The organism is Clostridium sp. CTA-6 (assembly GCF_054768115.1).
Window position 1 is genome coordinate 121,882 of the sequence record NZ_BAAAAU010000012.1, and the last position, 15,270, is coordinate 137,151.

General features: G+C 24.8%; 15 protein-coding genes. All 15 read left to right on the forward strand.

Going from position 1 to position 15,270, the window contains the following annotated elements; genetic code table 11:
- The first annotated feature begins 5 nt into the window (after nt 1–5).
- Complete coding sequence (locus ACYUDJ_RS18135; RefSeq protein WP_460289833.1) at nt 6–1,517, forward strand: hypothetical protein; 1,512 nt, start codon at nt 6–8, stop codon at nt 1,515–1,517.
- Between the two features lie 4 nt (nt 1,518–1,521).
- Entirely contained in the window at nt 1,522–2,391 is an 870-nt protein-coding gene (locus tag ACYUDJ_RS18140; protein ID WP_460289834.1) for a hypothetical protein, read from the forward strand.
- A gap of 17 nt (nt 2,392–2,408) precedes the next feature.
- Nucleotides 2,409–2,987 (forward strand): hypothetical protein, encoded by a 579-nt coding sequence (locus tag ACYUDJ_RS18145; protein ID WP_460289835.1) that lies wholly within the window; start codon nt 2,409–2,411, stop codon nt 2,985–2,987.
- A gap of 9 nt (nt 2,988–2,996) precedes the next feature.
- Complete coding sequence (locus ACYUDJ_RS18150) at nt 2,997–3,536, forward strand: hypothetical protein (RefSeq protein ID WP_460289836.1); 540 nt, start codon at nt 2,997–2,999, stop codon at nt 3,534–3,536.
- Nucleotides 3,537–3,604: 68 nt separating this feature from the next.
- On the forward strand, nt 3,605–4,675 hold the full coding sequence (locus ACYUDJ_RS18155) for a hypothetical protein (RefSeq protein WP_460289837.1): 1,071 nt from the start codon (nt 3,605–3,607) through the stop codon (nt 4,673–4,675).
- A 22-nt stretch (nt 4,676–4,697) separates the two neighbouring features.
- Complete coding sequence (locus ACYUDJ_RS18160; RefSeq protein ID WP_460289838.1) at nt 4,698–7,607, forward strand: hypothetical protein; 2,910 nt, start codon at nt 4,698–4,700, stop codon at nt 7,605–7,607.
- A gap of 61 nt (nt 7,608–7,668) precedes the next feature.
- Complete coding sequence (locus tag ACYUDJ_RS18165) at nt 7,669–7,926, forward strand: hypothetical protein (protein ID WP_163279163.1); 258 nt, start codon at nt 7,669–7,671, stop codon at nt 7,924–7,926.
- Nucleotides 7,927–7,938: 12 nt separating this feature from the next.
- Entirely contained in the window at nt 7,939–8,946 is a 1,008-nt protein-coding gene (locus ACYUDJ_RS18170; RefSeq protein ID WP_460289839.1) for a hypothetical protein, read from the forward strand.
- Between the two features lie 13 nt (nt 8,947–8,959).
- Entirely contained in the window at nt 8,960–10,051 is a 1,092-nt protein-coding gene (locus ACYUDJ_RS18175; RefSeq protein ID WP_460289840.1) for a signal peptidase II, read from the forward strand.
- Nucleotides 10,052–10,136: 85 nt separating this feature from the next.
- A complete protein-coding gene (locus ACYUDJ_RS18180) occupies nt 10,137–10,478 on the forward strand; it encodes a hypothetical protein (RefSeq protein WP_460289841.1) in 342 nt (113 codons plus the stop codon).
- Between the two features lie 10 nt (nt 10,479–10,488).
- Nucleotides 10,489–12,141 carry an N-acetylmuramoyl-L-alanine amidase gene (locus ACYUDJ_RS18185; RefSeq protein ID WP_460289842.1) on the forward strand — a complete coding sequence of 551 codons (1,653 nt, stop codon included), beginning with the start codon at nt 10,489–10,491 and terminating at the stop codon, nt 12,139–12,141.
- 30 nt (nt 12,142–12,171) lie between these two features.
- Nucleotides 12,172–12,504 (forward strand): holin, encoded by a 333-nt coding sequence (locus ACYUDJ_RS18190; protein ID WP_460289843.1) that lies wholly within the window; start codon nt 12,172–12,174, stop codon nt 12,502–12,504.
- Between the two features lie 69 nt (nt 12,505–12,573).
- A complete protein-coding gene (locus tag ACYUDJ_RS18195; protein ID WP_460289844.1) occupies nt 12,574–12,879 on the forward strand; it encodes a hypothetical protein in 306 nt (101 codons plus the stop codon).
- Between the two features lie 30 nt (nt 12,880–12,909).
- Nucleotides 12,910–13,935: a hypothetical protein gene (locus ACYUDJ_RS18200; RefSeq protein ID WP_460289845.1), complete on the forward strand. Its 1,026-nt coding sequence runs from the start codon at nt 12,910–12,912 to the stop codon at nt 13,933–13,935.
- Nucleotides 13,936–13,947: 12 nt separating this feature from the next.
- A complete protein-coding gene (locus ACYUDJ_RS18205; RefSeq protein WP_460289846.1) occupies nt 13,948–15,228 on the forward strand; it encodes a hypothetical protein in 1,281 nt (426 codons plus the stop codon).
- Nucleotides 15,229–15,270 lie beyond the last annotated feature (42 nt).

Consider the following 15,270-nt stretch of genomic DNA (forward strand, 5'->3'; position numbering starts at 1 on the left):
ATTTTATGTTTATTGATTTAGATTATACAAAAGAAGTTCCAAAACCAAAGTTATTTCTTGCAAAACCAAATGGAAATATAATTTCACCTATTAATGACATAGAGCCTGAATTAAAAATATTTTTGAATACTCCTGATGAAATTTCTTTTAAACTACCTTTATTTATAGAGGAAGAGGCTAATTCCTCTATAAATAATTTCCCAAAGTTAATTAAGAATCCTTTAATAGAACAAATTAAAGATAGGTATTTAATTTTAGTTAAATTTATGAAAAAAACACAATGGTTTATTATAATGCAAATAAAACCTAATTCATCTTCAGCAGAAAATGACAATGTCGAAGTAAAAGGATTTAGTCTTGAATATGAATTAAAAGATAAAAAAATCAATTTTGGCACAGAATCTTCTACTGTAAGACAAATTTTAAATGGTAATTACTTAGATAAAATACCACATGGAGTTTTAAATAATACGAAATGGTCGGTTGGATACATAGACCCTTATTATGAAGATGTTTATAGAGAGTTTTCTTACACAGGGGACAAACTTCAATTGTTACAATCTTTAACAGAGAAATTTGATGCTATAATTAAATATAATACAGAAGATAGAATTATAGATATCTATTATAAATATAATTTTGGCAAAAATTCTAACATTGTGTTTGATTATAGAAAATATCTAAAATCAGTATCTAAAGATCAAGATGCCGATAGTTCAGTTATGTGTACAAGATTGCAATGTTTTGGAAAAGACAATATGAGCATAGAAAATGTAAATCCTACAGGGAAGAATTATATTGATGATTTCTCTTATTTTATGCACCCTTTTACAATAGAAAATGGAATAGTTACAAAACATAGTGATTATGGAATGAGTGATAATTTATGTATAGCTATTACAAAATATAAAGCTAAGATTATGCAATATAGAGATACTTTTAAAGAATTAATTATGACAAAAAACACTTATAATAAATTAATGTTATATAAAGAGAAAGAATTAAGAGATTTAAAACATGAATTGGAAGTGTTTAAAGATAAGTATTCAGTTGCTATGATGTCTGGAAATAGTATTCAGCCCATAATAACTATAAAAAAAGAAATAGAGCAGAATATAAAAAACAAAGATAATGAAATTAAAGAATATAGAAATAAATTAAAAGAAGTAGAAGATAGAATATATGATATTAGAATAGATTTAGAAGAAGAAAATAATTTTACAAATACTGAATTAGATGAATTGGACAATTATATTATAGAGGATAAATGGGAAGCCCCAGATTATATAGATGACGAAGATTTATATAGGGATGGGAAAAAGAAATTAAAAGAAAAATCTAAACCAAAAGTAATTTTAACAATTGACTATGTTGATTTTCTTAAATGTATAGATGAACAAAATATGTGGGAACATTTAAACGTTGGAGATAAGATTGGAGTACAATACCCATTATTAAATATAGATGAGAAAATTCAATATGGTGAAAATACTTTTGTAGTAGAAGATGAGGTGTAGATTTATGGCTTATGTAAATTTACCTTTTGATTTTAATGAAATTATTAATTATGATAATGTTAATTCTGTAGATTGTAGATTACTTGGTTATACTTATGATATTAAAAATAATAATTTAAAATTAAATATAAGTAGTATAGATAAAACAATTAATGATATAGATAATTTTGAAAGATTAGGTAATGCTTTAAAATTATCAGAGAAACATGAAGAATCTATTCAAGAATTGAAACAAAAGCTTAATAAGCTAGAAGAAAAAGTAGAAAAATCTAAAAATGAAAAAATAGAAGAAATAAACACTAAAGATACAAATATCATAGCTGGTGCAAGTAATACCGTAAAAATAAATGAAAGTGGATTATGTACACATGAAGTAAATAATCCAGATAGAGGTTTGATATGGAATGCAGGTGCTTTAGGATTAAAAGATGGTGATGATTTTGAACCTATTATAACAGCAGATGGAATTATGCCCAAGTTTTTACCTAATACAGTAAATTTACAATTAGAAAAAACTTCAGATAATATTAGAAATATAGAAAGAAATGATAGTGAAAACAGGCAAGAACAAAGACCTCCAACAATAATGAAAAATCCACCAATAAGATATATGGATTTAACTTGCAAATTAATAAGAAATGAAAATAATCAAGTTAAACAAATTCATTATTATAACTTACAAGGAGATATTGAATATATAGAAAAAATAATTAGAAATGAAAATGGTAAGGTAGATAGAGTAGAGAAAGAACGTACAAACGCAGAAACACAAATTACTACAATTATAAGGGATGAAGAAACGAATTTAGTTACAGATGTTTCTGTTGAATATCAAAATGATAATGAAGATTATGAATTTGGTGGAATGTTATAAGAAAGGAGTGATTTATTTTGGGATTACCATCGTACATATTGAACTGGGATGAACTAGACCCTATTTTAAAGGATTATTTAGAAAACAAAATAGATGTAGATATAGGAAGCCTATCTGTTGATACATCTAAAATTGAAGAATTATTAGAAGGTATAAAAGGACAAATACCAGAAATAGATTATACAAATTTAATATCATCTTTAAATAATCTAGCAAAACAATTAGAAAGTTTATCAAATAATATAGGTATATCAGGTACTCAAAAAGTATATGGTAAAATGCTAGAAATACCTGCGATAAACAAAAGTTATCCTATTATTTTTAAAGCATCAAAGAAAGGTAAAATAACAGGTATTACATATTCTTTAAGTACATGGCATTTCTTAGATACAATAGACTTATCTGTAGTTAAAGATATTGAGAGTACATCTGAAGTATTATTTGACAATATGAGAACAAAAGATTTTGGAGAGAATAAAGTTTTTAATGTGTTCTACAATATAAATAAAGATGATGAAATTGTATTTAATTTTAAAAATAATAGTGGTACAAGCAAAATTTTATGGGTAGATTTTAATATTTTAGAGGATAATTAGGTGAAGAGTATGTTACCAAGATATATAATTAATTTAGAAGAAGCAAATCTAAGAGTTATATTTTTAAAAGTTATACAACAAAAATTAGCAGAAAAAATGCCAAATTTAAATAAAGAAAAAATCGAAAGTATATTAAAGGATTTATTAGATATGCTTCCACAACAATTAATCAATTTCCAAGTAGTGATTGATGATGTGGTGGATTTTATAATGTTTAAACTAAATGGAACACAAAAGATTAAAAGTATTATGATAGATGTTCCACCTTTGAAAAATAATATTATTCAAAAAGAAATTGAATTTAATAGAGAAAGTTTTTTAACAGGAATATTAGCTACACAATCAGGGTGGAAAAAGACTGATAGATTTACTGTTAAACTTAATAATGAAACTCTATTAGATAATATTTATTTAAAAGAAGTAGGTCAATTTAATTATCTTAATGGAGTTTGTAAGGTAAAAAATGGTGATAAAATCATAATTTTATACAATAATCAAGAAGGAAATAGCAAGCAATTTATAATGGATTTTGAATATTTAACTTTATAAAACAAAATAATTTATTAAAGTCTAACTTTTAGAGTTAGACTTTTTATATTTTAAGGAGGAATTTTAAAATGGCAGATAGTAAATTAAGTTTATTTGAAAATGACAAGTTTTATTATGTCGAAGGAAATACAAATGTAAAAAATGTTGTTAAGACATTAGCTACAGAAATATGTATTAATGCAACAGAGGCTTATAAATGGACATTAGTTTATCCTACAAAAGAGACAGATATAACAAATTTTGCGTTAATAAAAGCAGTAACAACTTTTGGGAAAGAATTTCATGTGAGGCTTTATAGAGAAAAAGGTTGCACTACACATATGGAAATGGCAATAGGAAGTGATATTGTTACTATTAACAAATCAATAATAGACAAAACTTCAGGAGAATTAAAAGAAATAGAAGTCACAGATTTAAATGAAGAAACCTGTAATACTCCTTGTAGGTTAGCTTGGTATACTAAACCAATGGCAGGGGTAAAAGATTGGTTGCCTATACAGTATTGGATGAATGTTACAAAAGATGCTGTAAATATTGTATTAAGAGGAGACCCATCACCTGATGTATATCCTTATACAAATTATTTAACAGGATATGCTTATTTAGGCTCTTTAACAAAAATAGAAGAAGATAGTGATGATGATAAGGAATATAATTTTGGAATCACTACATCTTCAAATATAGAGCCTGTTTTTGAAAGAAAATTTGGAGAAAGAACTGCAACAGGAACAACAGATGTATGCATGATAGCTAATAAAATAGGTATGCCTATGCAACCACATATACCAGCCTTTTATACTGCTCATCAATTCATGGATAAATGTAATGTTGATGGTGGATCAAGATGGAATAATAAAAAATATCAGTTCTCAGATATAACTTTAATACATCCAGTTGAAATGGAAAGAGGGAAAATGCAAAATATTTTGGTTGGCGATGGCTATGGAATATTTGATGCTGATAGGTTAGTATTAAAAAGAAATACAGATAATGAAGAAAATTATAAAAAGTTTAAAATTACTGCCCCTTATAATTTCTTAAATAATACTGCCAATAATTCATATTGTATAGCTATTAGATGCTATAAAGACAGTGGTGATTTTTATTGTCCAATGCCACCAGAACATCAAGAACCATAAAATATATAAAGAGGTGATTTAAATGCCCCTACATAAAATACCCCTATGTAGTTTTAAATATGTAGGGGATGTTCACTCTAGTGGTACATTTATATATAAACAAGAAGAATATATATCTAAAACAAAAGAAATGTTTTTGAAAAGTCAAGAAAAGAAATATATAGATATTGAAAAAAATAAAGATTTGAATAGGGAATCTAATATATCACTGTATAAACAACAAGTAATTCCAATAGTTTTGTATCGTCAAATTAAAATAAATAAAACTATAAATAAATTATTAGAGAATGTAATGAAGAATAATTTGATTGCTAAAGATTATGTTTTATTAAATAAATTTAAATTATGGAATATAAACAAAAATACAAGCAAAATTATTCAAAAATATCAAAATATAGATATTAAAAATATAGGTAAAATTTATAATTTAAATAATAATAATAAACAAATATATTTAGATAATAAAAGGGCATTTTTGTTTCATTCAGATAAGCATATCTTTATAGAAAATGATAATATTTTTACTTGTTCTAAATATAGAGAAATACAGAATAGTTATAGTAATTTATTGTTAGATTCAAAATATAGAAATATGATAAAAGATAACGAAAAATATAACTTGAATAAATATAAAGTTAAAATAGATGTTATCAATAATCGTATATTGTCTTTAGATAAATATAAGAGTTACATTTATAAAAACAATCATAAAAACGAATTAGATAGATACAAAATTCAGGCTGATATTATTAATTATTCTTCACTTTTTTTAAATAGATATAAAACAAATATTTATAAAGATGTTAATGAACAATTTATAAATAGATATAAAGTAGAATTATATACTAATAGTCATATTGATTTTTTTACTAGTTATAAAACTAACATATATATAAATAAAAATATTGAAAGTTTAAGTAATAGCTATAAAAATATAAACAAGATTAATGATACTTTTTATTGCAGAAAGAAATTAGAAGAAATAAATATTATTTTAAATAATAAAATAATTAGTAAAGAAATTGATAATAAGTCTAATGGAATATATTTAATAAATAATATAAATTATTTAAACAAAAGTAAAAACAGTATCTATTTAAATAGCAAAAACAATTGTTTAGATTTAACTTTTAAAAAATTATTTAAAATAAACAAGGGTGAATCATTAATTAAAACTCATTCTATAATTCAATATTATGAAGATGTGTTACTGTTAAATAAATATAAGAATAGTATTATTTTAAATAGCAATATTTTTACGGAAAAATCTAAAAAAGAATTGAATATTTTAGATAATATTTTTATTGATAAGTCTTATTCTAATATTGACAAATCAAATTACTTATGTTTAGATAAATCTTTTACAAATATTATAAAAAATGAATCTGATTTATTAGAAAAAATGTTTATAAATAAACAATTCTATAAAAAAGATGGATTATGGTTAACAAAGAAAAAAGGAATTAAAGATATTAATATAATCAATGTAATGAAAAATATTACAATTAGTTGTAAAGACATAAATAACATAAAAACTTATAAGGAATTAATCAATCCTAACAAGGGATTAAATGTGTTTGTAACTAAAAAATTAAAGAAAAAAAATAAAGAAATATATAACTCAGATAACATTTTTATAGAACACACAAAAAAAGATTTGAATAAAACTAATAATATATTACTTAATAAAAAGAAAAAAAATATTAACTCTCATAGAAATAAAATATTGTTAAATAAGAAATTCAAATTTGTCACTGTTCAAAATAAAAATAAATTAATTGGGAAAACTTATATAAAAACAAATAAAGATATAAATGGTAAAAATATTAAAAGAATAAAACCTAATAATATTAATAAAAAAGAAAATGTACTTTTAAAACATATCTATATTAATGAAATGTGCAATGTTAAGTACGATAGTCTATTAGAAAAAGTTATGCCAGTAGCAGAAGTATTTAAACAAGATAATGTTTTTCTTGATAAAAATATTATGTCTTATACTATAGTAAAAGAGAAAGGCAATTTACTACAACATGTATATTCTAATAGTATTTTTAAAGGAACTTTAAGTATGTTATCCCATGTTAAAAATATTGAAATGGTAAAAGAAACTTCTAACCATCTAATTAAAAAACATAAATTATTAAACAAAACTTGTAACAAATCTTTAGAAAAAGGCAAAACAACTATTCATAAAAACAAAGATAACTCTTTAGAAGTAACCGAAAGATGGTGGGTATTAAATCCAACTTCACCTTTTGATAGAAAAATATTACCTTTTGATTATGATTATTCAAAAATGCCTTTAGTATCTAACAATAATATTATAAAAACAAGTAAAGTCATTAATCAACATCCTATTTCATTTGCTCCATATATGATAGACAGTGGAAATGGAGGAAATGATTTAAATTATGGCACTAAAGAAATAGATGTAAGTATAGAAATAATGTTAGATATGGTTAATATAGTAGGAATGATTGTTTTACAAGATGTTAGTAAATTTAAGAATTGTACAGGACAAGAAGCATTAGAATTTATACTTGAATTAATATTTGACTGGCTTAGTATGGATTCGACAATAAGAAAAATGGAACAAAATAACTCAAGAGAACATTATTTAAGAGGTTATAGATGGATTAGATGGGAAGCTGAACAGCTATGGTTTGAAGCAGATGAAAATCATACAATTTACAAAAACTTAGGTATAAAATTTGCAGGTGCATTATTAGGTAAATTAATAGAATATATTAAATATCATCATTTTGATATAGTACCTTTCTGGAGAAATTTAAGATTTATGGACGTAGAAAGACAATTTAATAAAGCAAAAAATAAAGATATTTTTAAAGATGTTGATAAAATTAAATCACATAGACACTATATGCTTAATACTCAAATACAAACAAAACAACATTTATTTCAAAAATAAAACGAATTATTAAAGTCTAACTAAAAAGTTAGACTTTTTATATTTAAAGGAGGAATTTTTTATGGCAACAGCAAGTTATAAATCTGTTTATAATGAACATCAGGGAATGTTTAATAATCCTCGTCAAAAAATGTGGGGGGTTTTTCATAATACTACATCAGGATGGAGACCAGAAATTTTTACTAGCAATTTTGATGAAGCAAAAAGTAAATTTAGAGAAATACTACATAGTAGTAGTGATAGAAGTGGAATAGACGATATAGTTTTGTGTGAGATAGTGCCAACAGATACAATCTTAGTCCCACCTGCAAGATTCTAGAGGTATTATAATATGACATTATTAAAAATAAGTGATGGGTTATTAGAGGTAGATAATTTTTATCTTACCTCTAGTTTTAGTGATTTTGCAAGAAATTCTTTAGTAAGTAGAGATGTTGGTACAGGAAAAATAAAATTAGCATCTAATAATATGATAGAAAGGAGTTTTCATTATAATGAATTTGTTATAGATTTCCATAAAGAAAATTTTAAAAACATGGAAGTCGGAGATTATTCTATGATGTATTTAGGTAATGAACTATATACCTTCGGAATAAAAGATGAAAAGAAAACAGAAAAGTTAGATGAGCAAAATGAATATTGGAGAATATTAAAAAAAAATAATTATATACAAACTTATTCTAGTCCAGATGGTGTAAATTATAAGAATATAGGTGGAATGGAATATGATAAGACTGTAACTAAACAAGGCTTTCAAAAGTTTTGCAATGAAGATTTTATACTAAATAATTATAAAGTTTATAAAAACCCCTATGTAACTATTATAAATTTTGAACAAAAATATAAATGTGAACTATACGATAATTATAATAATTTAATACAAATTAGAGAATTTAATGAAGATATGGAATGTAAACTATTTATTGAAACTATTTTCATAGGATATGTAGTTATTAAAGATTTAGAGGGTAACAATATATTTCAAAGTGAATTAATGAGATTTTCTTTTGGAGATGTATATATAAATTCACCATATAACTTTCAGATAAAATATAATAATCAGGTAGTCACAAATGAGCAATATGGGGTTTTACAAAGTTATAAAGAAATAGTACAAATAAAAAATAAAGATATAAAAGATTATAATAATATAATAATTGGAACAGAAACTGCATCTCAAGATTTGATTAAACTAAGTTTAGATAATATCAATTATAGCGAAGAATTGATATTAGAAAATTTCAAATCTCAAGAAACAAAAGAAATTTATATAAAAATTACAAAACAAAAATCAGATACAAATTATTATATTAGAAATTTTCAACTACTCGTTAGTTAGGTAGGTGTTTTAAATGAGTGAATTTTTTAATGTTACATTAAGAAATGATGTAATAATGGATGATGGAATAATTTCTAATCAGACAACTTGGAGTAGTGAAAAAATACAAAAAGAAATAATAGAAAAAAGAATTACAAAGTTCGAGGAGCTTGAAGATGTAGATGTTACAAATAAAGAAGATAAACAAATTGTTGCTTATAGTGGAGATACTGGAAAATTCATAACAGTTAATGCTAACCAAATAGGAGAATCTTCGGGCTTTTCTATGAAACAAATATCTAAAATGGGCATCATAGGTAGCTTAGAAAAACCACGAATAGTTAATATCCCTATTAATACTATTGACTTCAAAGTACCACAAGTAAATATATTACGATATGATACAGAAAACACACAAGATTTAATAGAAACAAAAAATGAATTTACTAATGGAGAATCCAATGATTTTGTAAAAGATAATATGGTAGTATTTGATGGAAAAGCATATTTAAAAACAGAATTTGCACAAGATTTTAAAGTAATTGAAGATGTGGAAACTGGAGTAGAATATAGTACTCATATAAAAAAATCTGATTTTAAAAAAATAGAAAGTTTTGGATCTTTTCAAGACGGAGTTATTGAGAAATTGAATATAAAAGCTATCCCCCATGATAGATTACTTATTCCTAAAGGAGACTTAAATTTATCAAATGTAGTAAGTATTAATAGTTTTAATTTAACAGCTATAGGAAATAATTTAAAAATAATTTGCAGTGTCGATGGTGGTATTACTTGGAAAACATTTAAAACAAACAAATGGGTAAATATAGGCTTAAATATTGAAGATATTAGGGCTAACGGAATGAGTATAGAATTGTTTAATTCTATTAATGATATATTTTGGAATGAATTGGTTACTACCAAAAAGATTAGATTTGCCTATTTGTTTAGTATGGATAATATAGTTAATAAGGAAGAATTAGACAATCTTAGTTTGCAATTTGATGGTGTTGGAAGATGGGAGCAAGTAAGAGAATCGGGATATAAAGCGACTTATGTATCTAATACTTTACTACAAGTAGAGTTGTATTTTAATGGAGATATAAAGATAAATTATGGATATTAAAAAATATTTATATATTATACTTAATAAATAACCAGTTTTAAAATTATTTATTAAAAGAGGTGATTAATGAAAGGAGATTTTGACAATGGACATGGAACATCAAATACAAGACCATGAAAATCGAATTAGAAAATTAGAGGAAAGTGATATTAGACAACAAATTCAATTAGCTAATATTGAAAAATCCCAAGCTGAAATTAAAGTTATGATAAATGAGACTTCTAAAGAACAGACAAAAAATATGAATGAAAAAATGGATAAACAACAAAATACGATGAATGATATGGTAACAAAAATATTAGAAACATTTACAAATGGGGAAAGAACAAATCAAGAAAAGAGATTCTATGAAACAAAACAGTTTTGGGGATTTATTATGGCTTTGGCTGCAATTGCAAGTTCAGTAATTACATATTTTTTAAAGTAGGTGATATTAAATGGCTATTTCAATCATGGGGGTTTCTCAAACAACAATAGATCAATGTGAACTATTTTTACATAATATTAATCCTAATGCACCATATTTAGCTAACATATATAAAAAATATTGTGATATTTATGGAATCAGATTAGAAATAGCATGGGTGCAAATGTGTTTAGAGACCAATTTTCTTAAATATTCAGATACGAGTATAACAACATTAGATATGCATAACTATGCTGGATTAGGTGCTTTAGACGGAAATGGAAGAAAACAAGCTTTAAAATTTAATACAAAAAATGAAGGTGTTGAATGTCATGTTCAGCATCTTTTTGCTTATTGTAGTAAAAATAATCTACCGCAACAACAAAAATTGATAGACCCTAGATTTAAATATGTAGATAGAGGTTGTGCTATTAATGTTGAAGATTTAGGAGGTGGTAAATGGGCTAGTGATAAACAATATGCAAACAAACTATTAGACTTATTAAGCAGACTTATGAATACAAAAACAGAAAAGAAAGGGGATAACGTAATGAAGATAGCGATAAGAAGAGGTCATCAAAGAACTGGTGCTGATGGATGTGCGTCAGGAATAGTTAATGAAATTACTGTAGCCGAAGATTATAAAAACAGATTAATATCTAAATTCAAAGCATTAGGATGTCAAGTTTTAGATTGTACACCACCAGAAGCAAATAGAAGTTTATCAGATAGTTTGTTTTATGGGATAAACAAAGCAAATGCGTGGGGTGCTGACATATTTATTAGTTGTCATGTAAATAATGCATATGATTCTTATAGTGGAGCAATTGGTTGTGAAGTTTTATATCATAGAAATAGTTCTAAAGGACAAAACTATTCAACTAAAATTGAAAGAGAATTATCCAATTTAGGATTCAAATCAAGAGGTGCTAAATCAGATACTAGAGGTTTAGCTGAAATAAATAATACGAGTTGTCCTTGTGTAGTTATTGAACCATTCTTTTGTGAGGCTACTTTAGATGTGTCTATTTATAGAAAAGTTGGTGGGGAAGGAATAGCAAATGCAATTGTTAAAGGTATCTTGGGTAAAACAGTAAATGAAAGAGGTAATTCTTCATTTAACAAACCAGTAGAAAAAAAGGAGGAAATAAAAGTGAAAAATATAATTTGTTATCAATATGGACTAGATGAAAATGCGGCGGAGTACTTAGGAGATTTCTTAAATTGCTCAACAATAGAAGCACATAGACCTTATGATTATAAAAATGTGGAAAATATATTTGCTGTAGGAGGAAATAAGAAAGCATATACTTCTTATTTAGATACATTAATATCTGGCTCAGATGCAAATAATACATTTGAAAGAACTATAGGTTATATTTTAACTAAAAGAAATATTAAATGGAATGTAACTAAATACAATATATCTCAAGAAGAGAAAAATGCCAAAAATAAAATAGTTATTTACAATAATTATGTAGATAAAAGAGCCGCAGAATATTTAGCTGCTAAATTAAATTGTCCTTCAAGAGAAAACAAAAATATAAATACAACTAACTATGACTTTATTTATCTTGTAGGGGATGATAAAGATGTTCCTCAAAGTAGTAATATTAGGAATATAAAAGGGGAAGATAGGTATTTAACAGCAAAAGAAACTATAGATTTTATGAAGTTTATATAAAATAATTTATAAATAAAAGGAGTGATTTTTATGTCAGTTAATGATTTTATGAAATTAGAACAATTGGCTACATTTACAGGATGTATGATGGTAACTTTTATGTTTGTACAAGTATTAAAGGATTTAAAACCTTTTAAACAAATTCCTACTAAGTATTTATCTATAGTTATAGGTATATTAAATGTAATTATGGTTTCTGTTATGCAAAATAAATTTGATGTTGCTCAATTATATTTAATGATTATTAATGGTACATTAGTAGGGCTTACAGCAACAGGTACATATGATTTTAAAGGGGAAAAGAGAGAAGATGCAAATGTAGCTACAGATACAAAAGAATTTGATGATGTAATAAAAGGTTAATCTTAACAAAACTTAGGGTTAGTATTTTATGTACTAGCCCTTTATTTTTAATTAAAGGAGGTAATTAGAATGGGAGCATTAACTGAACATAGTTATTTTATATCATCTACAAAATATCCTAAAGCTGATGCAGAAGGGTATTATCAAGCTACAGATGGAGAAATAATACAAATGTATGATGATAACGATAGACCTGTAACCATAAATGGTATAAGAATTATTTCACCAGATGAACCAATTTACATATCTTTTGATAATAGCAAATCTTATGCTTTAATAACACCAAACATGCCATTAGTTATTAATAAACTTAGCATATATAGAATTAAAGTTAAAAATGCTTGTAGATTTTATTTTGATGGATTAACTTATTAATAAAATTGTTTGAAAAAAGGAGTGATTTTTATGCCTTTTGTAAGTATAGGTGGAATTTCTAATGGTGGAAGTAATAGTGGTTCTACAGATTTAACATATGTTAATAAAAGAATCAGTGCTAATACAACAGAAATAAACTCAATAAAAGAAAAAAATATTCAGCAAGATTCTAATATAAATATAAATACTTCTAATATATCAACTTTAAAAACAGATAGTATCCAAAATAAAAGTGATATATTAGAATTGAAAACAGAAATAATAAACAAGAAAGATGAATTAGTAAAATTGAATTCTTCTGACACAGCAGATTATTTAGAAAATAAAATTGATAATAACTCTATTCAAATTAAAGATAATAAATTAGTTGCTAAATCCCTAAATGGTTTAGAAGTTACTGTTGCTGAATTGAACATGCTAAAAGGAATTAAAGATAATATTCAAAAAATGATAGATTTAAGTCAAAAAGGGATGCAATTTCGAGGATTTGTAAATACATATGAAGAATTAACACAAATTCCTGATGCTGAAGCAGGATATACCGCCATTGTTAGGGCTGATGAACAAAGCGAAAATAAAAAAATGTTTTATATTTATGATGGATTAAAATGGCAACCAACTTATGAAGTTTCTTCTGACAATATGGGAAGGGATTTTACTATAGAGCCTTTAAATTTGATGGTAGAAACTAAAGGTATATTGCCAGAAAATAAAATAGATGAAAACATAGCAAGAAAAACTGATGTTAACAATAAATTAGACAAAGTTGTTAGTGCAACTCAGGATAATATCGCTATATTAAATTCAGATGGAACAATAAAAGATGGTGGGAATAAATTAAATAATTATGCAAAAATAAATCATGCTCATAAAGATTTAACTGAAGAAATTGAATTAAAAGCGTATAAAACAGATTTACATAATCATACCAACAAAGATACTTTAAATAAATTAACTACAAGTGAAGATGGGGAATTATTGTTTAATGGTAATTTAATTGAAGGAAACTCTAGTGGTGGGACAGGTATAACTTCATGGAATAAATTTGAATTATAGGAGGTGTAATCTATGAATATTAGCTTTGAAGCTTTATCAAGTAAACCTTTGGAAGCAGTTGAAGGAAGAATATATTTTATAAAAGAAGATAATGATGTTAATTTGTATCTAGGCAAGAGCGATAAAACATTGCATTATATAGGTAAGCAGTTAGGTGATTCTTCTATATTACCTACCGAATTGCAAGGAAAATCTATAATGGAAATGTTTGCTTACCTTTTTCAATATGCCAATAGGAATAAAAACAATTTAAAAGTTTTAGTGGGAAATGCTATTGGCATAGATTATTCCACGAAATCAGATGAAGAAATATCAAATAATATTATAGACAAAAAAGATTTGATTTGTAAAGCTTTATTAAATAAAGGAATTATTGCTACAAAATCAGATGAATTATCTACATATGCAAATAAAATAAATTCTATAGTGCAAAATTCTCAAATTAAAAATACTAAATTAAATATAAAAAAAGGAGAGACTAAACAAATTGTATTAACTAATCCTACTGATATTCAAAATATATGTACAAGTGTATTAGAATATAGAGCTGGGGAAGGAAATATAGTGAAATACGATTGTGGATTTAACAATGGAGATAGCACAAGTTTTACACATGCTCCTGATATATTTTTTGATGGAAGTATGAAACAGGAAAATAAAATTAAAGAGGATACGTTTATTAAAATACAAGAAACAGAAAACTTCACTGAATATCAGTGTCATATAAATAAGAATCTATTTCATACTTTAGATAAAATTGAAAATTATGAAGAAAATGAAATTGAAAAAATTAAATTAACAGGAACTTATTTTCCTGTAGTAGTTAAAGCTAATGATGATATTAATTTAAATGGGGTTGATAAAATTAATAAAATTACATGGATAGCAAATGATGGAGATGTTTCTAAAAATAGATTAATATTTAGTTTAGATAGTGGTATTACATGGAATAGTTATGATCCTATTAATAAAATGTTAGTAAATATAGATGAAAATGATTTATCTGAAATAGTCAACAAGGGATTAACTGTTGAACAAGTAAATAATCTTGAAATGGTTGATTTAATTATTTTAAGAAATAGAAGCCCTAAAATAAGATTTGGATATTATTTAGAAAAGAATAATTCTTTTGACAATTTATACAATGATAATATATCTATTACAGTTGATATGAAAGGGCAAGATATTCCTAGTTTGAACTACATATGGAGTTTTGATGAATATAATAAGACTATAAATTATAAATTTATACAAGATGGTACATATACAATTATTTACGTGGATAATAATTAAAGAAAATAGAATTTTGATAAAGATGAAAGAATTGTATAAAGA

Excerpts from the sequence above, each read along its gene's own strand:
- ACYUDJ_RS18185 (WP_460289842.1), top strand. The coding sequence starts at position 10,489 with ATGGCTATTTCAATCATGGGGGTTTCTCAAACAACAATAGATCAATGT.
- ACYUDJ_RS18150 (WP_460289836.1), top strand. The coding sequence starts at position 2,997 with ATGTTACCAAGATATATAATTAATTTAGAAGAAGCAAATCTAAGAGTT.
- ACYUDJ_RS18200 (WP_460289845.1), top strand. The coding sequence starts at position 12,910 with ATGCCTTTTGTAAGTATAGGTGGAATTTCTAATGGTGGAAGTAATAGT.
- ACYUDJ_RS18175 (WP_460289840.1), top strand. The coding sequence starts at position 8,960 with ATGAGTGAATTTTTTAATGTTACATTAAGAAATGATGTAATAATGGAT.
- ACYUDJ_RS18140 (WP_460289834.1), top strand. The coding sequence starts at position 1,522 with ATGGCTTATGTAAATTTACCTTTTGATTTTAATGAAATTATTAATTAT.
- ACYUDJ_RS18135 (WP_460289833.1), top strand. The coding sequence starts at position 6 with ATGTTTATTGATTTAGATTATACAAAAGAAGTTCCAAAACCAAAGTTA.
- ACYUDJ_RS18165 (WP_163279163.1), top strand. The coding sequence starts at position 7,669 with ATGGCAACAGCAAGTTATAAATCTGTTTATAATGAACATCAGGGAATG.
- ACYUDJ_RS18170 (WP_460289839.1), top strand. The coding sequence starts at position 7,939 with ATGACATTATTAAAAATAAGTGATGGGTTATTAGAGGTAGATAATTTT.
- ACYUDJ_RS18190 (WP_460289843.1), top strand. The coding sequence starts at position 12,172 with ATGTCAGTTAATGATTTTATGAAATTAGAACAATTGGCTACATTTACA.
- ACYUDJ_RS18195 (WP_460289844.1), top strand. The coding sequence starts at position 12,574 with ATGGGAGCATTAACTGAACATAGTTATTTTATATCATCTACAAAATAT.
- ACYUDJ_RS18180 (WP_460289841.1), top strand. The coding sequence starts at position 10,137 with ATGGACATGGAACATCAAATACAAGACCATGAAAATCGAATTAGAAAA.
- ACYUDJ_RS18205 (WP_460289846.1), top strand. The coding sequence starts at position 13,948 with ATGAATATTAGCTTTGAAGCTTTATCAAGTAAACCTTTGGAAGCAGTT.
- ACYUDJ_RS18160 (WP_460289838.1), top strand. The coding sequence starts at position 4,698 with ATGCCCCTACATAAAATACCCCTATGTAGTTTTAAATATGTAGGGGAT.
- ACYUDJ_RS18155 (WP_460289837.1), top strand. The coding sequence starts at position 3,605 with ATGGCAGATAGTAAATTAAGTTTATTTGAAAATGACAAGTTTTATTAT.